Here is a 21,615-nt window from a genome sequence, read left to right on the forward strand (position 1 = left end):
TTGCTGGCGGGCGTGATCCGGTGCTGCCCGCCCGGCTCTACGCGCACCTCTCCCCCGGGCTGACCGACGCCCTGGCCGGGTCGTTCCGGTTGGATCCCGGTGGCCGGCACCATCGGATGGCGTTGACGGACCCGGTCCGGCTGGCGGCGGTGGGTGTGCTGCTCGGGCCGGCGGACCTGCCGCGGCTGCGTGAACCTGTACGCGCAGGCGTACCCCGACAACTGGTTCGACGCGCGGATGCTCGACACCGGGCAGTACCTGGGGGTACGCGAGGGCGGCGAGCTGGTCGCGGTGGCCGGGGTGCACGTGTTCTCGCCGGCGTACCGGGTGGCGGCCCTGGGCAATGTCACGACGCATCCGCGTTGGCGGGGGCGGGGGTTGGGCGCGGCGGTGGTGGCGGCGTTGTGCGTGCGACTGCGGGCGAGCGTCACGCACGTGACGTTGAACGTGAAGGCGGACAACGCCGCGGCGGTGCGCCTGTACGAGCGGGTGGGTTTCACCCGGGTCGCCGACTACGACGAGTGGACGCTGACGGCCCGGTAGCGCGTCAGCGGCGGCGGCTGGGTGAGTCGAAGCGGCCGGCGCGGATCTCGCGTAGGGCGCGGCGGCGGATGTCGCCGCGCAGGGTGTCGACGTAGAGCGTGCCGAGCAGGTGGTCGGTTTCGTGTTGCAGGGCGCGGGCGAGGAACCCGCTGCCGGCGATGGTCAACGGCTCGCCGTGCTGGTCGACGCCGTGGGCGGTGGCGTGCAGGGCCCGTGCGGTCGGGAAGTACAGGCCGGGGATGGACAGGCAGCCCTCCTCGTCGTCCTGAAGCTCGTCGGACAGCTCGAGGGTGGGGTTGATGAGGTGGCCGCGGTGCCCGTCGGCCTCGTAGACGAACACCTGGGCGCTGACGCCGATCTGCGGTGCGGCGACACCGGCGCGGCCGGGGGCGCCGAGCAGAGTGTCCATCAGGTCGGTGACCAGGGCGCGCAGCTCGGCGTCGAAGGTGGTGACCGGCTCGCATCGGGTGCGCAGGACGGGGTCGCCGATGATCCGGATGGGCCGCATGGTCATGCGGGTCAGCGTATCGCCGGTGGCGGCGGGTTCAGCGCCCGGCCAGGGTGGCGCGGATCGGGGTGGTCTTCGCGGCGGCTTCGGCGACCTCGGCGCATGCGTCGCTGTCCCAGGTGATGCCGCCGCCGGCCCAGGTGTGCAGCTTCTCGCCGTCGGCGGCGGCGGTGCGGATGGTCAGGCCGAGGTCGACGCGGCCGGGGGCGACCCAGCCCAGCGCGCCCATGCCGGCGCCCCGGCCGACGGGTTCGAGGGCGCTGATCTGGGTCAGGGCGGCGAGTTTCGGCGCGCCGGTGACGGAGCCGCCGGGGCAGGTGGCGCGCAGCAGGTCGGCGAGGCCGAGGCCGTCGGCGGCGGCGGCGCGCACGGTCGACTCGGCCTGCCACAGGTCGCACCAGCGGCGGACGGCGAACAGGTCGTCGACTTCGACGGTGCCGGTGCGGGCGATGCGGGCGAGGTCGTTGCGTTCCAGGTCGACGATCATGATGTGTTCGGCGCGTTCCTTGGCGCTGGCGAGAAGTTCGGCGCGGCCGGCGGCGGTGGCGGGGCGGGTGCCCTTGATGGGTCGGGTGATGAGGTGCCCGTCGGTGACCTCGACGAGGGTTTCCGGGGAGGCGCAGCCGATCGCCCACCCGTCGCCGGTGAGGACGCCGCCGTAGCGGGCGCCGGGGAGCGCGCCGAGGCGGCTCAGGGCGGGCAGCGGGTCGCCGGTGTAGCGGGCGGCGGCGTGTCCGACGATGTTGGTCTGGTAGACGTCGCCGCGGCCGATGGCGGTGCGGACCGCCTCGATGGCGGCGGCGTGTTGGCGGGGGGTCCAGCTCTCGGTCCACGGGCCGAGCCACCAGGCGGGCGGCGAGCTGGGCGGTGCGGGTCGGATGGTGGTGCCGTGCTCGTAGATGACCACGGCGAGGTCGGGTAGGGCCGGTGCGGGCTCGGGTGCCGGGGTGGGTGCGCCGGCCAGCAGCGCCCCGGCGGCGGCGGACAGGTAGAGCGCCGCGCCGCAGGCCCCGGCGTCCGAGTGCGTCGTGGCGGGTCGGGTCAGGTCGTGCAGGGGCAGTCCGTGCGCGGCGAGGAACTCCTCAGCGAGAGCCGCGGGGTCGCCGCCGTCGCCTCGGCGCCACTGCAGGCGGGCGCGTTCGGTGAGCGCGCCTCGACACGCGACCGGTGCCGCGGGTACATCGACCACCACCTGTGGGAGCGTTTCCACGCCGTACGGTCCGATCTTCCTCATCCGTTCAGTGGATTTCCCGTGCACCAGGCGGGCACCTGCTCGATGCTGGACACTTTCGCTTGGTACTGTGCGTCACTGGTCATGTGAACCATGACACAGTGCCCCCACAGTCCGGAGAACCCGATGTGCCAGCACCAACCGACCTGCCCCTCCGCTGAAGCCACCGACCGGGAAGCCGCACGAGTCCTCGCCTGCTTCCGTGAGCAGGGCTGGAGCCTGCTCTGCAACGGTGTCATCGTCTTCGAGGACACCGGCGAGCTGCTCCCCGACGGCAGCAGCATCGCACCGCACCGCGGCCCCGCCCGCCACGCCCTCGTGGCCTGATTGACCACCCAGCGTCACCGAATAGCCGCCGTCGACCCAGGCTAGTCCCCCGGTAAGGGACGTCCCCGCCCAGGTCGCAGCGGCTGCCGGGGCGGCCACACGGCCCGCCCCGGCTCGCCCGTCGCCAGTCCTGGAACGCCTCCGGCGTTGTCAGTCCTCGAACGCCTCCGGCGACGGGCACGAGCAGACCAGATTCCGGTCGCCGTACGCGCCGTCGACGCGCCGCACCGGCGGCCAGTACTTCCCGGCCCGGTCCACCCCGGCCGGGTATGCGCCCACCGACCGCGGGTACGGGTGCGGCCACTCGTCACCGCTGACCATCGACGCGGTGTGCGGCGCGTTGGCCAGGGGGTTGTCCTCCGCCGACCACTGCCCCGACCCGACCTGCTCGATCTCCGCCCGGATCGCGATCATCGCGTCACAGAACCGGTCCAGCTCGGCCAGGTCCTCACTCTCGGTCGGCTCCACCATGAGCGTCCCCGCCACCGGGAACGACATCGTCGGCGCGTGGAAGCCGTAGTCGATCAGCCGCTTCGCCACGTCGTCCACGCTCACCCCGGTCGCCTTCGTCAGCGGCCGCAGGTCGAGGATGCACTCGTGCGCGACCAGGCCCTTGTTGCCGGCGTACAGCACCGGGAAGTGCCCCCGCAGTCGCGCCGCCACATAGTTCGCGGCGAGGACCGCCACGCCGGTCGCCCGGGTCAGCCCGGACGCGCCCATCATCCGCAGGTACGCCCACGGGATCGGCAGGATGCCCGCCGACCCGTACTTCGCCGCCGAGATCGCCGGCGTGGCGTCGACGTGCGCGCCCAACGGGTCACCGGGCAGGAACGGCGCCAGGTGTGCCCGCACCGCCACCGGACCGACACCCGGGCCGCCGCCGCCGTGCGGAATGCAGAACGTCTTGTGCAGGTTCAGGTGCGACACGTCCGCGCCGAACTTGCCCGGCTTCGCGAACCCGACCAGGGCGTTGAGGTTCGCCCCGTCGACGTACACCTGCCCGCCGGCGTCGTGGACCTTCGCGCACAGCGACGCGATGCCCGTCTCGTACACCCCGTGCGTCGACGGGTACGTCACCATGATCGCGGCGAGCGCGCCCCGGTGCTTGTCGATCTTCGCGTCGAGGTCGACCAGGTCGACGTTGCCGTCGTCGTCGCAGGCCACCACGACGACCCGCATGCCGGCCATCACCGCTGAGGCCGCGTTGGTGCCGTGCGCCGACGACGGGATCAGGCACACGTCGCGGTGCGCCTCGCCGCGGCTGTGGTGGAACGCCCGGATGGCCAGCAGCCCGGCCAGCTCACCCTGGGAGCCGGCGTTGGGCTGCACACTGACCGCGTCGTAGCCGGTCACCTCGGCCAGCCACGACTCCAGCTGACCGATCAGCTCCCGGTACCCGGCGGTCTGCGCGTCCGGGGCGAACGGGTGGATGTGCGCGAACTCCGCCCAGCTGATCGGCTCCATCTCGGTGGTCGCGTTGAGCTTCATCGTGCACGACCCGAGCGGGATCATGCCCCGGTCCAGGGCGTAGTCGAAGTCCGACAGCCGGCGCAGGTAACGCAGCATCGCCGTCTCCGAGTGGTGGCTGCGGAACACCGGGTGGGTCAGGAAGTCAGTCGTGCGGGCCAGGTCGACCGGCAGGGCCGGGTCGACGGCGCCGTCGAAGGTCGGCACACCGAACGCCGCCCACACCGCCGCCAGGTGCGCCACGGTGGTCGTCTCGTCGCAGGACACACCCACCCGGTCGGCGTCGACCAGCCGCAGGTTCACCCCACGCTCGACGGCCGCGGCGACGACCTGCGCCGCCCGTCCCGGCACGCTCGCGGTGACGGTGTCGAAGAACGCGACGTCCGCGACGTCCACGCCACCGGCGCGCAGCCCGGCCGCGAGCCGCGCCGCCATGCCATGGGTACGCGTCGCGATGTCCCGCAGCCCGTCCGGGCCGTGGTAGACGGCGTACATGCCGGCCATCACCGCGAGCAGCACCTGCGCGGTGCAGATGTTGCTGGTCGCCTTCTCCCGCCGGATGTGCTGCTCACGGGTCTGCAACGCCAACCGGTAGGCCGGGTTGCCGTCCGCGTCGCGCGACACCCCGACGAGACGCCCGGGCAGCATCCGCTCCAGGCCCGAGCGCACCGCCAGGTAACCGGCGTGCGGCCCACCGAAGCCCATGGGTACGCCGAAACGCTGGGTGGTGCCGGCGGCGATGTCCGCGCCGATCTCCCCCGGTGCGCGCAGCAGCGTCAATGCCAGCAGGTCCGCCGCGACGGTCACCAGGGCGCCGACGGTGTGCGCCGCCTCGACCAGCGCCGCGTGGTCGCGGACCGTCCCCGACGCACCCGGGTACTGCAGGTGCAGGCCGAAGAACTCGCCCGGCAACTCGTCACGCTCGACGTCGAGGACCCGCACGTCGATGCCGAGCGGCTCGGCCCGACTGGTGATCACCGCGATGGTCTGCGGCAGCGCGTCGGCGTCCACCACGTACACGCTGCTCTTGCTCTTGGAGGCCCGGCGGGCCAGGGTCATCGCCTCCGCCGCGGCGGTGCCCTCGTCGAGCATGGAGGCGTTCGCGGTGGCCAGGCCGGTCAGGTCGGTGACCATGGTCTGGAAGTTCAGCAGCGCTTCGAGGCGGCCCTGGCTGATCTCGGGCTGGTACGGCGTGTACGCCGTGTACCAGGCCGGGTCCTCCAGCACGTTGCGGCGGATCACCGCCGGGGTGTGCGTGCCGTGGTAACCCAGGCCGATCATCGACACGGCGACGGTGTTGCGCGCGGCGAGGGCCCGCAGCTCGGCGATCGTCTCGGCCTCGGTGGCCGGGTCCGGCAGGTCGAGGGTGCCGTGCCAACGGATCACCTCGGGGATCGCGGCGTCCATCAGCTCGTCGATCGAGCCGTGCCCGACGACCTCCAACATCCGGCGCTCATCGTCCGGGCCGGGACCGATGTGACGGGTGGCGAACTGCTCTACGGTCATGGGGGCACTCCCGGGCGAGGTCGACGGATCGGCCTCCCCCTCTGTCGCGCCCGCAGGCACTCCACAGTGCCTGCCCACGAGGTCCTTTTGCCTGAGAGGTTCCGGGGAGGATTTGCCCCTTCGGCGCCGCCCTGCGTGCTGTTGGGCGGTCTCTCCCACGTGGGTGTTACCGGCATGGTCAACGCTACCAGCGCCGGTGTTACCGACAGATGTCCTACCCCGGGCCCGTGCGCACCCCGCGATTCAACCCGTCACACCCCGACCGGTGTGGCCGTCGCCGCGTCACCGGCGACCCGCGCTGCCAGCTCCGGCAACAGGGCACCCAGCGGCGCGTCGACGCACACGGTGGCGTTCCCGTCGCCACGGGTCGGCCCCTGGTTGACGATCGCCACCGGGATGCCCCGTTTCGCCGCCCGAATCACGAAACGTCGCCCCGACATCACCGTCAACGACGACCCGAGCACCAGCAACGACCGGGCCTGCTCCACGGCCGCGAAGCAGCTCGCCACCCGCTGCGGCGGCACCGTCTCACCGAAGAACACCACGTCCGGTTTCAACATCCCGGTGCCACAGATCCCGCAGTCCACCGGCCGGAACGCGGCCACCTGCTCGTCAGGGAGATCCACATCACCGTCCGGGTTCACCGCGAAGACCTGGGCCACGAAGTCCGGGTTGGCCTCACGCAGCCGCCGGTCCAACTCCTCCCGCGACGTCAGGTTGCCGCAGTCCAGGCAGGTCACCTCGTCCAGACGACCATGCAACTCGATCACCGACGTGCTGCCGGCCGCACCGTGCAGGCCGTCGACGTTCTGGGTGATCACCGCGTCGACCAGGCCGGCGTGTTGCAACCCGGCCACCGCCCGGTGCCCGGCGTTCGGCGCCGCACCGGCGATCAACCGCCACCCCAGGTGGCTACGCGCCCAGTAGCGCCGCCGGGCGAGAGGATCCCGGGTGAACGCCTGGAAGGTCATCGGAGTGTGCCGGCGGGCCACCCCGCTGGGCCCCCGGTAATCCGGGATACCCGACTCGGTGGACAGGCCCGCACCGCTGAGCACCACCACCCCACCACCGGCCACCAGCGAGGCCAACGCGTCGAAGCTCTCCGTCACCCCTCCATGCTGCCTCAACGCACCCGCCGACGCCGAACCCCGCCAGGATGGGCGACCAAGCCGGGCCGGGTGGCGTCGGCGGGAGGAACCGCGACGTCTACACCGCGACGAGGTCGGCGACGACGCAGGCGATGTTGTCCGGCGCCCCTTCGGCCTGAGCCAGATCGATCAGCCCGCGCACCGTGTCCTCGGGATCGGTTGCCGCCTTCAGCGTCAACCACAGATCGGCACGGTCGACGACGGCGGACAACCCGTCGGAGCACAGCAGGTACCGATCTCCGGGCAGGGCGGTGCGCAACGCGAGATCCGCCTCGACCTGCGGACCGGCGCCGAGGGCACGTACCAGCATCGCGCGCTGAGGATGCGCGGCGGCCCGGTCGCGGTCGAGCCTGCCCTGATCCACCTGGGCCTGCACCCAGGTGTGGTCCTGGGTGAGCAGGGACAGCTCACCGTCGCGCAGGAGGTAGGCCCGGGTGTCACCGATGTGCACCAGTGCCAGTTGGGAGCCGCTGCGCAGCAGCGCGGTCAGCGTGGTGACCGGCTGGTGATCGTCGGTCGCCAGCCCCCGCACGGCACGGTCGGCGTCGGTGACCGCACCGGCGAGCATCGTCAGCAGGTCGGCGGCCGGCGCGTCGGCGAGTTCGGACGGCCTGAGGGCGTCGATCGCGGCAGCGCTGGCGGCAGCGCCGCCGGGTCCCCGCATGCCGTCCGCGACGGCGAGCAACCGCTCGCTGGCGTACACGGCGTCCTCGTTGCTGTCGCGCACGAACCCGGTGTCACAGCCGGTGGCGAAGCGGACGGCAACGGTGGGTTTCGGTGCAGACATGGTGGTGCTCCCTTCGGACAGGTGGTCCACGAGGACGGTGGCGAGCCGGGCGCGAGCCGCGGTGTCGGCGGTGACCTGCCGCCAGTACGCGGTGATCGCCTCAGCCGCGGCCGCCGACTCCAGGCCACAGACGACGCGGATCGTCGCCAGTGGCATGCCGATGCGACGAAGCTGCGCGACCAGCCGGGCCAACGGCAGCTGGGCCGGGTCGTAGAGCCGATATCCCGACTCGGGGTCGACCGCGGCCGGTCGCAGGAGCCCCACCTGGTCGTACAGGCGCAACGCCTTCGGCGTCAGTCTCGCCGCCTCGGCGAACGCCCCGATGGTCAGCAACCCCACGTCGACATCCTCCTCGTGCCGGTCGCGGCGACCGGCACACCCCAGGCTGGGGGTTACCCGAAGGTCAAGGTCAAGGGCCTCAGCCGACATCCCCGGTAGGTTGGGCTCATGCGTGTTGTCATCGCCGGAGGCCACGGCAAGATCGCCCTACTGCTGCAGCGGCACCTCGCCGGGCGCGGGGACACCGCCGTCGGCCTGATCCGCAACCCCGAACAGGCCGCGACACTGCGCGCCGCTGGCGCCACACCCGTCGTCTGCGACCTGGAACACGCCGACGTCACCCAGGTCGCCGCGCACCTCGACGACGCCGACGCGGTGATCTTCGCCGCGGGTGCCGGTCCCGGCAGCAGCGCCGCCCGCAAGGACACCGTCGACCGGGGCGCTGCCGCGCTGCTCGCCGACGCCGCCATCCGCGCTGGTGTCCACCGTTACCTGCTGGTCTCCTCGATGGGCGTGGACGACCCACCCGCCGCCGGCACCGACGACGTGTGGGCGGCGTACCTGCGTGCGAAACGGGCCGCTGAAGAGGACCTGCACGGCCGAGACCTGGCCTGGACGGTGCTACGACCCGGACGGCTCACCGACGACGAACCCACCGGACGGGTCACCCTCACCCGACACGCCGGGAACGGCGCGATCAGCCGCGCCGACGTCGCCCACGTCCTCGCCGCGCTGCTCGACGAACCACGCACCGCTGGCACGACCCTGGAACTCGTCGGCGGGCCCACACCCATCGCCGACGCCATCCAGGCCGTCACCACCTGACGAACCCGTCGCGCCGCCACCCCCGGGGAGAGCAATGGACCCGCAACCACTCGACCACCGCTTCACCGCGCCCATCGAGAAGGACGGCGCCTTCGCCACCTACGTGACCGTGCCCGACTCCGCGGAGTTGCTCGGCACCCGCCGCGCCGTCAAGGTCACCGGCACCATCGACGGTCACCCGTTCAGCGCCACCCTCATGCCCTCGGGCACCGGCCCGCACTGGCTGCCCATCCGGGCCGCCCTGTGCAAGGCCATCGGTAAGAGCGAAGCCGGTGCCCAGGTCACCTTCCACCTCGAGCAACGCCTCAGCTGAGAGCAGCCGGCCCCCCACCACCGCGACGGTGAGCGGCGATAGTGGATTGCGGACGTGCACAAGGCTGGGGAGCACACCAGTGCCGAGCTGTTCGGCGTGGCCCGCTCGACGGTCTACCGCGCGATCGAGCGTGCCGCGGCCTCACCGCCCCGGCGGTCCTTCTATGCGAGTTCCTTGCGGATCTGCGGCAGGATCTCGGTGCCGAGCAGTTCGATGCTTTTCTGGTGCGGTCCCGGTTATCGCATCACGAGTTCGGTCAGGATGGCGGCCGTCGCCTCGTCGGCGGGGAGGAACGCCTCCAGTCGTAGTTCGGCGATCGTGACGTCGACGGCGGTGCCGAAGTGGGTCAGCGTGGTGATGAGCCGCAGCTCGCCGCCGTTGTCCCCGCCGCCTGCGCGCAGCCGCAGCGGAACAGCGAAGCCAAGGTAATCCGGAGCCGGTTGGCGTGGACGGCCCGGCACCAACTCGGTGAGTTCGGCGACCAGGCGCTGGAGTCGGTGGTGCGGATTTCGCTCCATCTCGGCATGGAGCCGGTCGATGACGTGCCAGGCCCACTCGTCGAGGTTGACGATCCGCGGCGCGAGACCCTGCGGATGCAGCAGCACCCGAGGGACGCTGACCGGCGGTACGAGCAGCTGTGGTGCCACGCCGTCGGTCAGCGCGTGGAAGCCGGCGTTGGCCGAGACCAGGTCACCGCACCGGTCGACGACCACCGCCGGGTACGGCAGGTGGCCTGCAAGGATGCGCTCCAGGGCGGTGCGGACCGGTTCGAGGGCGGGATCGTCGAGCCCGGTCTGCGGGTAGGCCGGTGCGAACCCCGCCGCGAGGAGCAGTACGTTGCGTTCGCGGATCGGCACCTCCGGTGATTCGGCCAGACGGATGACCATGGCCCGGCCCGGCACTGAGCGTCCGCTCTCGATGAAACTGACGTGACGTTGCGTCGTGCCGGCGCGTACAGCGAGCTCCAACTGGCTAACGCGTCGCCGGGTGCGCCACGCACGCAATCCGTCGGCGAACCTGTCTGCCTTCAATCCGGTAGCCATTCCACCTGTCTACCCGTGCGGACGTTGCTCGACCATTCCCTGCGAGGAATTGTCCGGCCGCAGCCTCAGCAGCAGAGTCGTGGTCGAACCGATCATGCCAACCAAAGGACTCGTCATGGCTGACATCGACCTGCAGGAGCTGACCGACCGCTATGTCGCGGTCTGGAACGAGCCGGATGCTGACCTGCGCCGCAACACCATCCGTGAACTCTGGGCCGAAGGTGCTACCCACGTCCTGCAGCCCCCACAGGACATCCGGCAGGCCGCTGAGGGGCTCGGTTTCATCTCCGCCACTCTTGAGGCCCGCGGGTACGCCGCGCTGGAGTTCCGGGTGGCCCGGGCCTACCAGGAGTTCGTCGCGCCGGGCACCTTCAGCTTCAGCTCCCGACGCAACGCCGACCGACTCCACGACATCGTCAAGTTCAACTGGGAGATGGTCTCCCAGAACGGTGAGGTGGCCGGCGTCGGTTTGGAGATCCTCGTCCTCGACCCGGACGGCCGTATCCGCACCGACTACCAGTTCATCGAAGGCTGATCGTGATGACCACAATGCTCCCGTCGGCTGTGCGCAGCTACCACCTGACCACCGGCGCGGGTATCGACGGACTGTCCCTGCGTAGTCACGAGCCACGGAGTCCGGCACCGGGCGAGGTCGTGGTGGCGGTCCACGCCACATCCCTCAGCTTCCGTGAGCTTCTCGTGCTACGCGGCCAGTACGTTCTGCCCGTCAAGCCGGACGTCATCCCGGTCTCCGATGGTGCCGGCGAGGTCGTCGCCGTCGGTACCGGTGTCCAGCGGGTACGTCTGGGCGACCGGGTCGCTGCCACGCTGTTCCCGAGTTGGCTGGACGGCCCGTTCCGGCTGTCGCACATACCGCAGTTGGGTGGCTCGCTGGACGGCATGTTGACCGAATTCGCCGTCCTGCCAGAAGCAGCGCTCGTACCGATCCCGGAACACCTCTCCTACGCAGAGGCCGCAACCCTTCCCTGCGCCGCCGTCACTGCGTGGAATGCCCTGACCGGAGACGGCCACGGGGTCCGGCGCGGGCAGACGGTCCTCACGCTCGGCTCTGGCGGCGTGTCGCTGTTCGCACTGCAGTTCGCCAAGCTTCTCGGTGCCAGAGTGATCGCCACGACGGGCCGCGCGGAAAAGGAGCAGCGCCTTCGCGACCTCGGCGCCGACGACGTCGTCAACTACCGCGACACCCCGGACTGGCACGTCGCCGTCCGTGAACTCACCGCAGGACGAGGCGTAGACCGCGTCGTTGATGTCGCCGGAACGTTGGAACAGTCTCTCAGGTCCGTCGCCATCAATGGGCATGTCGCCTTCGTCGGGTCCGTCTCCGGCAACGGGACCCCGATCGACCCCCGGCTGCTGTTCGGCGCCGCGGCGACGATACGGGCGCTGGCCGTCGGCAGCCGGACGCAATTCACTGACATGAACCGCGCCATCACAGCACATCACCTCAAACCTGTCATCGACCGAGTGTTCTCCTTCGAAGAGGCAGCCGCGGCGTACCGGTACTACGAGTCCGACAGCCCATTCGGCAAGGTGATCATCGCGACCAGATAACCCAGCCGACCGGCCCGCCGGATCGATCCGGCGGGCACACGCTCGGGGCGGGCGAGGACTATTTGCGGACGCAGATTGCGCACCGATTAGGTTTGCACGCCGTGCCCGTCTGTACGTGTGAGATCGACTACGAGAGGCTGGCACGATGCGGAAACTGATCTTCGGCATGAACCTGAGCGTGGATGGCTACATCGCCGCGCCCGGCGACGACCTCGGTTGGAGCGTACCGAGCGACGAGCTGTTCCAGTGGTGGTCCGACCGGGTGGGGGCGACCGGCCTGGCACTGTACGGGCGCAAGCTGTGGGAGGCGATGAGCTCCCACTGGCCGACCGCCGACCAGCAGCCCGGCGCCGCACCGGCGGAGATCGAGTTCGCCCGCCGCTGGCGGGACATGCCGAAGGTGGTGTTCTCCTCGACGACCCGCACGGTCGACTGGAACACCCGCCTGGTCACCGGCGACGCGGTCACCGAGATCACCCGGCTCAAGGCCGAAGACGGCGGCCCCATGGACATCGTCGGCGCCACACTTGCCGCAGCGGCCATGCGGGCCGGGCTGATCGACGAGTACGTGCTGGTCACCGCACCGGTCTTGCTGGGCGGCGGCACGCCGTTCTTCACGGCCCTGGACAGCTGGGTGAACCTGAACCTGGTGGAGACGCGGACGTTTGCCGGCGGCGTGCTACTGACCCGATACGAGACGAGGCGATGAGCACGGGCCAGGTCCTGGGCTCGTGATGCCAGGACGAAATCCCTTCCTGGCGTGCTCACCGTGACCCCTCGGCCGTGAGGGAACCTTCCCCCAGGCCCTTCCTTGCGTTCCGAACGATGATCTTCTGGCATCCGAACGCCCCGCCGGCGTTGCCGGCGGGGCGGTGGTGTTCGCATTGGCGCGTTTGGTGTTCAGGCGGTCGGGGTGCTCATTCCGTGGCGACTTCGGTGACGGCGGCGTGCGCTGGACTCGTCGACGATGGTGACATGTGTGATGACAGTGTCGGTGGCAGGTCCAGCCATGGTTTGTCGGCGGCGTCGAACCCGGTGAGCTCGGCGATCTTCCCGTCGACGATGTGCAGGGCCGCGATGGCAAATAGCCGGTACTCCGGGTCGTCGGAGGTGCGGAGGTACAGCACGGCGGCAGGCATGCGGTTGACCGTCGTGGTGATACCGCGCCAGTCGTCGTAGCCGCGCTGGAAGAGCCCACCGGAGACCCAGCCGTCCACCGCGTCCCTGGCCGTCGTGGTCACGGTGCCTGGATCGGGCAGCATCGCGAAGCGCAGGTCGTCGCGCAGTAGGGACGTCAGCCCGTCGAGGTCGTTGCGCTCATGGGCCTCGATGTACGACTTCACCGCGCCGCGCTCGTCATTCGACAGCTCGTGGGTGGCGGGGCTCCGCCAGTCGAGACGGCGGTCGGGCAGCTGCTCGCGCATCGTCACACGGGCCCGCTGCAGTGCGCTGGTCACCGATGCGACGGTCAGCTCAAGGGCGTCGGCGGCTTTCGACGCCGGCCAGCCGAGGACGTCGCGCAGGATGAACACCGCCCGCTGCCGCGGCGGCAAATGCTGGACGGCGGTGATGAACGCCAGCTCGATCGTCTCCCGCGCCACCACCGATTCCTGCGGGTCCTCGGGGAGCATCCGGTCGGGGTACGGCTGCAGGTACGGCACCTCGGAGTCGGGGTCCGGCAGCTCGGACGGTACGGGTGTGCGGTGGTTGCGCTTCTCCAGGAAGTCGAGGCAGGCGTTCGTCGCGATCCGGTACAGCCAGGTCCGCAGGGCCGCGTGGCCCTTGAACGACTCCCGCTTGTTCCACGCTCGCAGAAAGGTCTCCTGCGTCATGTCCTGGGCGTCCTCGTAGTTCCCGAGCATCCGGTAGCAGTGCACCTGCAGCTCACGCCGGTGGCGCTCGGTCAGGAGCGCGAACCGCCCGGGATCCTCCGCGCGGACCGCCGCGATGAACGTGGCCTCGTCGGCGCCCAGGTGTCTGGCGTCGGTCATGGTCATTAATCCTTCCAGCGGTGCGAGAGGGCTAACAGAACTGACGACGTGGCGGAGGATTTCTGATCGGTGAAGCCGCTGACACCGGGTCGTTCGCCAGGCCGGATGGGTCGGGTCGATCCAGGGGACGTGCTCCGGGGTCGGGCACGCCCTCGATGTCGAGGTGGGGCCAGCACGGCCAAGCGTTGTTCTTCGGCGCCAGCTCGGCGTCGATCGGGTCGAGGACACGGGCGGGCCGGGGGCGCACGATCGCCGGAAGGTCGGCGCCGGTGCGCTGCCCATGCTGGATACGGGCTTGCTCGACGGCGGCTGGGTACGCCTGGGTTTTCTCGTGGGCGGCGAGCGCGCGGTAGATGCTGGCCACGCTCGGGTTGCGGCCCTTGCGCTTACCGGTCGCGATGAACAGGTCAGGGCGGATCTGCTCGACAGTCTCACCGTTGGCACGCCGATGCAGCACGGTATGCAGCATGTCCTCGGTGATGACGGCCGGGCGGCCGCCGTATTTGCCTTTGCGGGCGGCGGCGTCGAGGCCTTCGAGGGTGGCCTCGCGAATGTTCTCCCGTTCGGTCTCGCCCATCGCGGCGAAGAAAGCGAACAGCATGCGCCCGGAGCCGGCCGGGTCGTAGATGCCGGGCAGCGGTGCCGGCGGCGGGGTGCCCGGGCGCCACAGCTGCCCGGGGCCGCGGTCGGCCGGGGTCAGCACCGCAGAGCGTTGCTCAGTCGGCGGACCTTGGTGAACCGGCCGGTGTGGTACGAGGTGGCCACCACGCCGGACCGCGATCGGCACGGCGAGCCGGGCTGCGCCTGACAGCGCGGGCACGGGTGCCGCTCGACATCATCGGCGTCTCGGGTCTCCGGATCGCGGTCTTCTTCACCACCTATGCCCAGCATGCTCGCACAAACGTTTCTCAGAACATCACAGCGACACTCTTGCGTGAGAACGAATTCTGAGAACGGATCCGAGTCCGGATCAGTGATTCCGGACCGGATGCTGATCTGTTCCCAAAATGGACCGTTTCTGCGAAAGCGGTAGCAGCCGGGGGAGCTCTTCCCGCCAAGATCATTGCTAGCGTTACTTCTCGTTTGGCGTGAACGCGAGGTAGCCCGGGCCCGCCGCCGCGTACGGCCGCTCGTAGTTTCCAGCCAAAAACAACGCTAGGCGGTTGACGAGGGCTTCGTCGGATCGAGCTTGTGCACCTGCTCCGTCACGGCTGTCAGGAGGGCGGTGAGTGCGGGAGCGGGTGGGGTGTCTCGGGTAACGACGACCAGGCGACGTTTGAGGATGGCTTCGGCAATGTCTCGGATCGCCAGCGCGGGGTCGTTGCTGGGCAGAGTCAGGGCCGGCATCAGGGCGACGGCGGTGGCGGCGCGGACGAGTTCGAGTTGGACGTCGGCGTCGCTGGAGCGGTGTCGTAGGTCAGGTTCGTAGCCGCCGAGGGCGCGGCAGGTGCCGACGACCATGGCGTGGTGGCCGGTGCCTTCGGCGGAGGCGGCCCAGATCTCGGATCGCAGGTCGGTGACCGCGACGGGCCCGCCGGGCTGGGCGAGTGGGTGCGCGGTGGGAAGCACGATCTTGAGGGGTTCTTCGAGCAGGAGCGTGAAGCGCAGACCGGTCGGGCGGGGGCGGGGATGGCTGTCGTACTCGTCGCCGATGACGAGGTCGACCGTGCCGAGGCGTACGCCCGGCAGGGACTGTTCGAGTTCCAGCTCGAAGATTTCCACCCGGACCTGCGGGTGGTCGGCTTTCATGCGGGCCACGGCCGGGATGAGCAGGCGGCGGGCGGCCGATTGCAGACCGCCGGCGCGGACGGTGCCCCGGATGTCGCCGCTGAGGGCGGCGAGGTCGGCTTCTGCCGCTTCGGCGGCTGACAGCAGAACCCGGGCGTGCTGGGCGAGCAGGTGTCCGGCGTCGGTGAGCCGCACGCCGCGGCCGGCTTTGTCCAGCAGTCGTGCGCCGACGTCCTTCTCCAGCAGGGCGAGCTGTTGAGAGACGGTGGACGGGCTGTAGCCCAGAGCCGCGGCGACCGCGGCCAGGGTGCCGCGTTCCTCGAACTCGCGCAGGAAGCGCAACCGCCGCAGGTCCAGCTCGATCATGCGGGAATCCTAACGATTCACCCTCTGGAATCATCGCTGGACCCGATGCGTCGGTTGTCTGATCCTTGGGTGCATGGGTGCAGCACTGTGTCTGGTGTCCGCGGCTTGCTTCGGCGCGATGGCGATCTTCGGCAAGCTCGCCTACGACGCCGGTGTCTCGCCCGGGGCGCTGCTGCTCGTACGTTTCACCCTGGCCACTGTCCTGCTCGGGGTCGTCTTGTTGATGCGGCCGGGACTACGCCGACCCGTATCCGGGTCACCGCGGGATAAGGCGCCCGGTCGGACGGCGATGACCCGAGGCCGGGTCCTGGCCATCGCCGTCGGACTGGGTGCTGTCGGGTACGCCACGCAGGCGAGTCTGTTCTTCTCCGCGCTGCAACTGATGGACGCGTCCCTGCTGGCATTGATCCTTTACACCTATCCGGTCATGGTCACCGTGGTGGCGGTGCTGCTCGGCCGTGACCGGCTCACCCCCGCGCGCGGAGCCGCCCTGGCAGCTGCCTCCGGCGGCACGCTGCTGGTCCTGCTCGGCGCTGGCGGCGTGAGTTTCCAGCCGGTCGGGGCGCTGCTGGCCTTTGCCTCCGCGATCACCTACACCGTCTACATCCTGGTCGCGGACACCGTCGTGCACCGGCTGGCACCCGTGGTGCTGTCCGCGCTGGTGATGACCGGCGCGGCCGGCACCCTCGGCGCCCGTGCTCTGCTCACCGGCGGCGTCGACCTCGACTTCGGTTGGCGGGGGTGGTTCTGGCTGGCCTGCATCGCCGTGGTCTCCACCGTCGTGGCGATGCTGAGCTTCTTCGCCGGGCTCAAGCGCACCGGCCCGTCGACCGCCGCCATCTTGTCCACCTTCGAGCCCGTCGTCACCTCGGCACTGGCCGCGCTCGTCCTCGGCGAGTCCCTGACCCCGGTCCAGCTCGCCGGCGGCGCCCTGGTGCTGTCCTCGGTCGCCGTTCTCCAGCTCCGACGCGCTGGCACCCGCTTTGACAACCGGCTTACCGGCACCGCCGTCACGTCGTCCGGCACGAACCACAGCCACGTCAACGTGCACAACTGAACCGCCACGCCAAGCACGTTGCGCCCGGTCCGGAACTTCCCGCACGAATTCCTCGTCCGCACCTGGGTCAACGTGAAGTGCCGGATCAACTCGCCGCGCAATGGACTACCTGAAGTCGGAGCCGCCATCCGTGCCGCCCCGAGCGGTTGTTTGAGCCTCCCGGCCAGTCACTCGCTCCGGCCCACCCCCGGACGCTTACACGGCCCAGTGCTTGGGTACGTGACCCCAGCCGCAAAGTAACCCACGAGTAACATATTGGACCGCGGTCGTGGCGATGGCCGGTGTTAACGAGCGTGGTCGCGATCTTCTTCCTCGTCGAATGGCTCCAGGTCGGCCGCCGCTGCGCGCGGGGTTTCGATCGGGATTCGTGGGCGCTACCGCAGTTGGTCGCGGCGGCGGGTCAGGTTGGCGGTCTCGGCGGTGTTGCCGGCCAGCTCGATGGCCCGGTCGTAGGCCGCGCGTGACTGCTGACTTTGGCCCAGCCGGCGCAGCAGGTCGGCGCGGGTGGCGTGGTAGGGGTGGTAGTCGGCCAACGCGCCGTCCAGACGGTCGACGGTTGCCAGTGCCACCTCCGGTCCGTCGAGCTCGGCGACCGCGATGGCCCGGTTGAGGGCGATGATCGGCGAGGAGTCGAGGTGGACGAGTTGGTCGTAGAGGGCGAGGACCTGCGACCAGTCGGTGTCGCGGATGTCGCGGGCGGAGGTGTGCACGGCGTTGATCGCGGCGAGGATCTGGTAGCGGCCCGGAGCCGCCCCGGCGGCGGCAGCGGCGAGGCGCTCGCGCACCAGCCGGTGGCCCTCGGCGATCAGCGCCGCGTCCCAGGCCCCACGGTCCTGCTCGTCGAGAGCGACCAGTTCGCCGCTGGCCGAGACCCGGGCGGGGCGGCGGGCCTCGATGAGCAGCATCAGCGCCAGCAGCCCGGCCACCTCGCCGTCGTCCGGCAGGAGGGCACGGATCAGGCGGGTGAGCCGGATCGCCTCGGCGGTCAGGTCGTGTCGTACAGGGTCGGTGTCGGGGCCGCTGGCCAGGTAGCCCTCGTTGAAGACGAGGAACAGGACGGCGATTACGCCGGAGACACGAGCCGGCAGATCGTCGGCGGACGGCATCCGATAGGGGATGCGCGCCGCCTTGATCTTGGCCTTCGCGCGGGTGATGCGCTGCTCCATGGCACTCCCGGCCACCAGGAAGGCACGGGCGATCTCGGGCACGGTCAGCCCGCCGAGCATGCGCAGCGTCAGCGCCACGCGGGCCTCCATCGCCAGCGCCGGGTGGCAGCAGGTGAAGATCAGCCGGAGCCGGTCGTCGTCGATGGCGCCGAGAGGCTCGGGTGGGTTGTTGTCGTGCAGCATCTGAGCCTCCTTGTGCTTGTCGTCGCGCTTGTTCTCGCGCCGGATCCGGTCGATGGCCTTGCGGTTGGCGGTGGTGGTCAGCCACGCGCCGGGGTTGGGAGGTACGCCGTCGGCCCGCCACCGCTCGACGGCGGTCGCGAACGCCTCGGCGGCCGCCTCCTCGGCGATGTCGAGGTCGCCGAAGCGCCTGGCCAGGGCGGCGACCACCCGGGCCCACTCCGCGTGGTGGGCCCGGGTGGTCGCCTCCTCGACGTCGCTCACTGAAACGGCCGCACCTCGATCTTCCGATCGCAGACCTTCGACGCCTCGGCGGCGAGCTTGAGCGCCACATCCAGATCGCGGACCTCCCACACCCAGACGCCGGCGAGGTACTCCTTCGACTCCACGAAAGGCCCGTCGCTGAACACCGCCTGCTCGCCCCGGTTGTCGATGACCGTGGCCGCGTCGGTGTCCGCGAGTCCGCCCGCGAAAACCCAGTAGCCCTCGGCGATCAGTCGTTCGTTGAACGCGCTGATGGCAGGCCGCCTGTCCGTGCTGCCGGGATTGCTCTTGTCATCGATCACGGAAACCAGGTACTGCATCTGAAGATCATCTCCTCTGGTGTCAAGACAGCGTGGTTCGGCGGTCAGGGACTTCAGGCCGTTGCATACCGCGGGCGCCCGGCCGGCCGGTAGACCTGGATCGACACGCCCTTCGAGTCGACCCGCGACTCGACCAGGTCGAGCGCAAGATCCGGACCGGTCTCCGGGAACAGCCTCGCGCCACGGCCAACGATCACCGGGATCACGATCAGAGTCATCTCATCGACCAGATCGTTCGCCAGCAGCCACCGGACCAGGGCGCCGCTCCCGTGCACCTGCAGCTCACCCCCGGGCTTGGCCTTCAGCTCACTGATGGCCGCCACGAGATCACCGCGGAGAACGGTCGTGTCCTTCCAACGCGGCGCGGTGAGCGTGGTCGAGGCAACGTACTTGGGGGCCTCGTTCAAGGCCACGCCGATGGGATGTGCGCGCATCTGGCCGATCGATCCCCAGGAGCCGGCGAACAACTCGTAGGTGCGCCGGCCGAACAGGAACGCCTCGGCCCGCTGGTAGGTCTGCGTGATGAACGTCCTGGTCCCGTCGTCGGCCTTCCCCAGGGCCCATCCGCCGCGCTCGAACCCATTCGGGTGGTCGTCCGTCGGGGCGCCGTTGTTCTGCATGACTCCATCAATAGAGATCTGGGTCATGGTCGTCAGCTTCATGATCGCGGTTCCTTTGCCTGGACGCCGCCCCTTGTGGGCGGCCTCACCCCTGCTACGAACACCACCGCCCCGATCCGACACCCCCCTCCCGGACTTCTTTGAAGAATTTTCCGGGACGCCGGTCGTCATCGCTCCGACGGCACGACAGTTTCGCGGCGACGGCGCTCCACTTCCTCGAGCGCGCCCAATGCGAACAAGCTCTTGGACCAGATCGATCGCGAAGATCCGGACCAGTGGTGGCGGGCGGCGTCGTAGGAAAGGTGCCCTCCACCGGTGGTGCTTCCGTTGATGCTCGGACGGAACAGCGCGCCGGAGGTGTAGCCGGTCCGGGCACGTTGACCTTGGGGAGACCCCTACCGCCAGCGCGGTCCGGGAGATCGCCGAGGAACTGGGCGTCCGGCCTGACCCGGCCGCGCTGGAGCCGGGCGGGACGATGTTCCGCCTGCCGCTGAAGCCGCGGGTGGACCTCTTCTTCCTCGCCCGCACCTGGGCCGGCACTCCCCAGATTCGCGAACCGCACAAGTACGCCGAACTGGTGTGGCCGACCCCAACGACCGCCCGGCGACGCCCTGGACTTCATCGGCGCCGCGATCACACGTGCCCGGACCGGGTGGCAATTCCAGGAGTACGGCCGGCAGCCGGCGGCCGTGTAGCCGCTACGCGGTCACGGCGTCCAGGTCCAGCCTGGTCATCGGGCGTACCAGGTCCGGCCCTTCACCGCACACGACAAGCCCGCAGTTCTGGCAGTGGTCAACGCCGACCGGGGCGAGAGCAGCACCTCGCGACCCCGATCCGGCGAACCTCGACGGCGTGAGTTACTGGAGGGCTACTTTGCGGCTGGGGTCACGTACTGTCCTGGCCCAGTAAAGTTGAGATGTGCTTGTCCCCTTGAGACAGGGCCGTTAGCGAGACAGGCCCGGCCGTTGCTCGTGCTCGCGGCCGGCGGGTACACCCTCTACGACCGGTTCATCAAAGAGGACTCCGGGGTTGCCGCCTGTAGGGCGATGTCGGAGGACAAGCAGATGGACGGCAGCCCGAAAGACTCCGACGCTGGCGACGACAAGTTGTCGGAGGCTGAGTATCGGGAGGCGCGGAAGATTTTCGAGGACTCCCGGCATGACAAGATCCGTGAGCATGGGACCGCGTTGATGGATTTGCTGTGGCAGGTGCAGGAGATGTCCGAGGACGACGCTGGGTCGTTGGCATTCATCGGGCCGATGGGCACGCACGTGTCGGGTCTGCAGACGGCATGCGCGGATAAGGGGTTCATCATCAAGTTGAACAGTTGAGCCGGCGCGGGGTGCCGCGATGGGCCGGTGTGATGGTGTAACCGATCGCCTTGGACGGCAGGCTGTTTTGTGTTGGGCCCTAGCGTTCCTCGCCCACGGCAGCTCAGCGACGAAGCCACCCCCACCCATCGCAGGGGGCGGCTCCAGGCTCGCCTGGTCAGGCTCGACCCCAGGGGTCTGCTGCAGCGACAGGTGACATGTGAGATGGCTTGCTGCCGGTGGCTTCGTCGAGGACGGCGTCAAGCCAGGTGCGACCAGTAGTGAGCCGGCTGAGCTGCGCGAGGCCCGTAAGCGGATCAATCCGACGCTCGGTGCCACAGGTCGTGCTGCGGCCAGTCGCTGAGCCTGTCCGCTATTCGGCGCCGGCGCTTGTGGCGCCGATGACCGTGTCCACATACCACCGCTGGTACTGCTCCAGCGACCATCCGCGTTGCCGGACGAGCCAGTCGAAGTTGCGGACGTCCTGAGCCAACCAGAGGATGTCGGCCACCAGTTCCACGTCGAGGTCAGGGCGTAGGCCCCCCGTGCCGACGAGTTCCGCAGCGAACATGGCCATGCCGCGGCGGCGCTCGTCGATGTTCTTGCGCCAGATCTCGGCGGCGTCCGCATCGGCGGTGGCCGCTGCGGCCAGCGCGAGCATTACCTGGGCCTGCCGGGCGTTGACCTCGACCAGGTGGCGGGCGTAGCGGGCGAGCTTGGCGCGGGGGTCGGCGAGCGCGCGGATCTCGGCGACGAAGGGCCGGTCGGGCAGGGCCACCGGTTCGTCGTCGCCAGCCAGGGTGACGTCGACCAACTGGGAGAGCAGTTGTCGCTTGCTGCCGAACACCGCGTACAGCGTCTGGACGGCGACGCCGGCTTCTGCGGCGACGGCGGTCAGGGGCGTGGCCGCGTAGCCGGGGTCGACGAACAGCCGGCCAGCCGCTTCGAGGATTGCCTGCCGGGTCTGTCGGGCCTGCTCCTGTCGGCGAGAGGAGTCATAGCGTCTCTTGACAATCACTGGTCGAGTGTAGTGCTCTATTGGATAGAGACTAACTCTATCGAGA

23 protein-coding genes, 1 pseudogene and 1 riboswitch are annotated in these 21,615 nt (G+C 69.9%); of the genes and pseudogenes, 10 read left to right on the forward strand and 14 right to left on the reverse strand.

Features of this window, described 5'->3' with window-relative positions; translation table 11 throughout:
* Positions 1-189: 189 nt before the first annotated feature.
* Positions 190-543: a GNAT family N-acetyltransferase gene (locus ABZS37_RS16795; protein WP_355169843.1), complete on the forward strand. Its 354-nt coding sequence runs from the start codon at positions 190-192 to the stop codon at positions 541-543.
* Between the two features lie 4 nt (positions 544-547).
* On the opposite strand, the gene ABZS37_RS16800 is transcribed toward ABZS37_RS16795, so the two are convergent.
* Together ABZS37_RS16800 and ABZS37_RS16805 are read right to left on the reverse strand one after the other, a co-directional pair.
* Entirely contained in the window at positions 548-1,057 is a 510-nt protein-coding gene (locus ABZS37_RS16800) for a peptide deformylase (protein ID WP_355169845.1), read from the reverse strand.
* 31 nt (positions 1,058-1,088) lie between these two features.
* The gene (locus ABZS37_RS16805) at positions 1,089-2,312 is read right to left on the reverse strand and encodes a chorismate-binding protein (protein ID WP_355169949.1); all 1,224 of its coding nucleotides are present in this window, start codon (positions 2,310-2,312) and stop codon (positions 1,089-1,091) included.
* 96 nt (positions 2,313-2,408) lie between these two features.
* Between ABZS37_RS16805 and ABZS37_RS16810 the strand changes: the two genes are divergently transcribed.
* Positions 2,409-2,609, forward strand: coding sequence for a DUF5999 family protein (locus ABZS37_RS16810; protein WP_007460326.1), 201 nt, complete (start codon positions 2,409-2,411; stop codon positions 2,607-2,609).
* A 150-nt stretch (positions 2,610-2,759) separates the two neighbouring features.
* Here the strand turns inward: ABZS37_RS16810 and gcvP are convergent, their stop codons facing one another.
* From gcvP to ABZS37_RS16825, 3 genes are all read right to left on the reverse strand, one after another.
* The gene (gene gcvP, locus ABZS37_RS16815) at positions 2,760-5,582 is read right to left on the reverse strand and encodes an aminomethyl-transferring glycine dehydrogenase (protein ID WP_355169847.1); all 2,823 of its coding nucleotides are present in this window, start codon (positions 5,580-5,582) and stop codon (positions 2,760-2,762) included.
* Between the two features lie 69 nt (positions 5,583-5,651).
* Positions 5,652-5,750: riboswitch (glycine riboswitch) on the reverse strand.
* A gap of 83 nt (positions 5,751-5,833) precedes the next feature.
* Positions 5,834-6,691, reverse strand: a complete 858-nt coding sequence (locus ABZS37_RS16820; protein WP_355169849.1) for an NAD-dependent protein deacetylase — start codon at positions 6,689-6,691, stop codon at positions 5,834-5,836.
* Between the two features lie 97 nt (positions 6,692-6,788).
* Positions 6,789-7,856, reverse strand: a complete 1,068-nt coding sequence (locus ABZS37_RS16825) for a MerR family transcriptional regulator (protein WP_355169851.1) — start codon at positions 7,854-7,856, stop codon at positions 6,789-6,791.
* A 108-nt stretch (positions 7,857-7,964) separates the two neighbouring features.
* Between ABZS37_RS16825 and ABZS37_RS16830 the strand changes: the two genes are divergently transcribed.
* On the forward strand, positions 7,965-8,621 hold the full coding sequence (locus ABZS37_RS16830) for an SDR family oxidoreductase (RefSeq protein WP_355169853.1): 657 nt from the start codon (positions 7,965-7,967) through the stop codon (positions 8,619-8,621).
* 34 nt (positions 8,622-8,655) lie between these two features.
* Complete coding sequence (locus ABZS37_RS16835; RefSeq protein WP_355169855.1) at positions 8,656-8,934, forward strand: DUF1905 domain-containing protein; 279 nt, start codon at positions 8,656-8,658, stop codon at positions 8,932-8,934.
* 236 nt (positions 8,935-9,170) lie between these two features.
* On the opposite strand, the gene ABZS37_RS16840 is transcribed toward ABZS37_RS16835, so the two are convergent.
* The gene (locus ABZS37_RS16840) at positions 9,171-9,977 is read right to left on the reverse strand and encodes a helix-turn-helix transcriptional regulator (RefSeq protein WP_355169857.1); all 807 of its coding nucleotides are present in this window, start codon (positions 9,975-9,977) and stop codon (positions 9,171-9,173) included.
* Positions 9,978-10,092: 115 nt separating this feature from the next.
* On the opposite strand from ABZS37_RS16840, the gene ABZS37_RS16845 reads away from it, so the two are divergent.
* The 3 genes from ABZS37_RS16845 to ABZS37_RS16855 all read left to right on the forward strand — a co-directional run bounded on the left by ABZS37_RS16845 (position 10,093) and on the right by ABZS37_RS16855 (position 12,258).
* Positions 10,093-10,512 (forward strand): hypothetical protein, encoded by a 420-nt coding sequence (locus tag ABZS37_RS16845; RefSeq protein ID WP_355169859.1) that lies wholly within the window; start codon positions 10,093-10,095, stop codon positions 10,510-10,512.
* Positions 10,513-10,517: 5 nt separating this feature from the next.
* Positions 10,518-11,549 carry an NAD(P)-dependent alcohol dehydrogenase gene (locus ABZS37_RS16850; protein ID WP_355169861.1) on the forward strand — a complete coding sequence of 344 codons (1,032 nt, stop codon included), beginning with the start codon at positions 10,518-10,520 and terminating at the stop codon, positions 11,547-11,549.
* 145 nt (positions 11,550-11,694) lie between these two features.
* Positions 11,695-12,258, forward strand: a complete 564-nt coding sequence (locus tag ABZS37_RS16855) for a dihydrofolate reductase family protein (RefSeq protein ID WP_355169863.1) — start codon at positions 11,695-11,697, stop codon at positions 12,256-12,258.
* A 208-nt stretch (positions 12,259-12,466) separates the two neighbouring features.
* Here the strand turns inward: ABZS37_RS16855 and ABZS37_RS16860 are convergent, their stop codons facing one another.
* From ABZS37_RS16860 to ABZS37_RS16870, 3 genes are all read right to left on the reverse strand, one after another.
* The gene (locus ABZS37_RS16860) at positions 12,467-13,540 is read right to left on the reverse strand and encodes an RNA polymerase subunit sigma-70 (protein WP_355169865.1); all 1,074 of its coding nucleotides are present in this window, start codon (positions 13,538-13,540) and stop codon (positions 12,467-12,469) included.
* Positions 13,541-13,571: 31 nt separating this feature from the next.
* Entirely contained in the window at positions 13,572-14,243 is a 672-nt protein-coding gene (locus ABZS37_RS16865; RefSeq protein ID WP_355169867.1) for a recombinase family protein, read from the reverse strand.
* A gap of 452 nt (positions 14,244-14,695) precedes the next feature.
* Positions 14,696-15,634, reverse strand: a complete 939-nt coding sequence (locus tag ABZS37_RS16870) for a LysR family transcriptional regulator (RefSeq protein ID WP_355169869.1) — start codon at positions 15,632-15,634, stop codon at positions 14,696-14,698.
* Between the two features lie 73 nt (positions 15,635-15,707).
* Here ABZS37_RS16870 and ABZS37_RS16875 point away from each other — a divergent pair, with 73 nt between their 5' ends.
* Positions 15,708-16,691: a DMT family transporter gene (locus ABZS37_RS16875; protein WP_355169871.1), complete on the forward strand. Its 984-nt coding sequence runs from the start codon at positions 15,708-15,710 to the stop codon at positions 16,689-16,691.
* Here ABZS37_RS16875 and ABZS37_RS16880 read toward each other — a convergent pair.
* The 4 genes and pseudogenes from ABZS37_RS16880 to ABZS37_RS16895 all read right to left on the reverse strand — a co-directional run.
* Positions 16,610-16,789, reverse strand: a pseudogene (locus ABZS37_RS16880) (DUF4158 domain-containing protein); the annotation flags it as partial. The gene ABZS37_RS16875 and the pseudogene ABZS37_RS16880 sit on opposite strands and share 82 nt — an antisense overlap.
* Before the next feature lie 276 nt (positions 16,790-17,065).
* Positions 17,066-18,301 carry a DUF6596 domain-containing protein gene (locus ABZS37_RS16885; protein ID WP_355169873.1) on the reverse strand — a complete coding sequence of 412 codons (1,236 nt, stop codon included), beginning with the start codon at positions 18,299-18,301 and terminating at the stop codon, positions 17,066-17,068.
* Positions 18,298-18,621: a YciI family protein gene (locus ABZS37_RS16890; RefSeq protein WP_355169875.1), complete on the reverse strand. Its 324-nt coding sequence runs from the start codon at positions 18,619-18,621 to the stop codon at positions 18,298-18,300. Before ABZS37_RS16890 ends, ABZS37_RS16885 begins: the two co-directional genes overlap by 4 nt.
* Before the next feature lie 53 nt (positions 18,622-18,674).
* Positions 18,675-19,412 carry a dihydrofolate reductase family protein gene (locus tag ABZS37_RS16895; RefSeq protein WP_355169877.1) on the reverse strand — a complete coding sequence of 246 codons (738 nt, stop codon included), beginning with the start codon at positions 19,410-19,412 and terminating at the stop codon, positions 18,675-18,677.
* Positions 19,413-19,671: 259 nt separating this feature from the next.
* Here ABZS37_RS16895 and ABZS37_RS16900 point away from each other — a divergent pair, with 259 nt between their 5' ends.
* Positions 19,672-20,097 (forward strand): hypothetical protein, encoded by a 426-nt coding sequence (locus tag ABZS37_RS16900; protein WP_355169951.1) that lies wholly within the window; start codon positions 19,672-19,674, stop codon positions 20,095-20,097.
* 109 nt (positions 20,098-20,206) lie between these two features.
* Positions 20,207-20,572 carry a hypothetical protein gene (locus ABZS37_RS16905; protein WP_355169879.1) on the forward strand — a complete coding sequence of 122 codons (366 nt, stop codon included), beginning with the start codon at positions 20,207-20,209 and terminating at the stop codon, positions 20,570-20,572.
* A 352-nt stretch (positions 20,573-20,924) separates the two neighbouring features.
* On the opposite strand, the gene ABZS37_RS16910 is transcribed toward ABZS37_RS16905, so the two are convergent.
* Positions 20,925-21,569: a TetR/AcrR family transcriptional regulator gene (locus ABZS37_RS16910; RefSeq protein WP_355169881.1), complete on the reverse strand. Its 645-nt coding sequence runs from the start codon at positions 21,567-21,569 to the stop codon at positions 20,925-20,927.
* Between the last annotated feature and the right edge of the window lie 46 nt (positions 21,570-21,615).

Source organism: Micromonospora sp. NPDC005413, assembly GCF_040606435.1.
Lineage (GTDB): Bacteria > Actinomycetota > Actinomycetes > Mycobacteriales > Micromonosporaceae > Micromonospora.

Bases quoted from the DNA above. Each gene is read 5' to 3' on its own strand.
- ABZS37_RS16850 (WP_355169861.1), top strand. From the start codon at position 10,518: ATGACCACAATGCTCCCGTCGGCTGTGCGCAGCTACCACCTGACCACC.
- ABZS37_RS16835 (WP_355169855.1), top strand. From the start codon at position 8,656: ATGGACCCGCAACCACTCGACCACCGCTTCACCGCGCCCATCGAGAAG.
- ABZS37_RS16800 (WP_355169845.1), bottom strand. From the start codon at position 1,057: ATGACCATGCGGCCCATCCGGATCATCGGCGACCCCGTCCTGCGCACC.
- gcvP (WP_355169847.1), bottom strand. From the start codon at position 5,582: ATGACCGTAGAGCAGTTCGCCACCCGTCACATCGGTCCCGGCCCGGAC.
- ABZS37_RS16810 (WP_007460326.1), top strand. From the start codon at position 2,409: ATGTGCCAGCACCAACCGACCTGCCCCTCCGCTGAAGCCACCGACCGG.
- ABZS37_RS16840 (WP_355169857.1), bottom strand. From the start codon at position 9,977: ATGGCTACCGGATTGAAGGCAGACAGGTTCGCCGACGGATTGCGTGCG.
- ABZS37_RS16855 (WP_355169863.1), top strand. From the start codon at position 11,695: ATGCGGAAACTGATCTTCGGCATGAACCTGAGCGTGGATGGCTACATC.
- ABZS37_RS16860 (WP_355169865.1), bottom strand. From the start codon at position 13,540: ATGACCGACGCCAGACACCTGGGCGCCGACGAGGCCACGTTCATCGCG.
- ABZS37_RS16830 (WP_355169853.1), top strand. From the start codon at position 7,965: ATGCGTGTTGTCATCGCCGGAGGCCACGGCAAGATCGCCCTACTGCTG.
- ABZS37_RS16845 (WP_355169859.1), top strand. From the start codon at position 10,093: ATGGCTGACATCGACCTGCAGGAGCTGACCGACCGCTATGTCGCGGTC.
- ABZS37_RS16870 (WP_355169869.1), bottom strand. From the start codon at position 15,634: ATGATCGAGCTGGACCTGCGGCGGTTGCGCTTCCTGCGCGAGTTCGAG.
- ABZS37_RS16890 (WP_355169875.1), bottom strand. From the start codon at position 18,621: ATGCAGTACCTGGTTTCCGTGATCGATGACAAGAGCAATCCCGGCAGC.
- ABZS37_RS16875 (WP_355169871.1), top strand. From the start codon at position 15,708: ATGGGTGCAGCACTGTGTCTGGTGTCCGCGGCTTGCTTCGGCGCGATG.
- ABZS37_RS16895 (WP_355169877.1), bottom strand. From the start codon at position 19,412: ATGACGACCGGCGTCCCGGAAAATTCTTCAAAGAAGTCCGGGAGGGGG.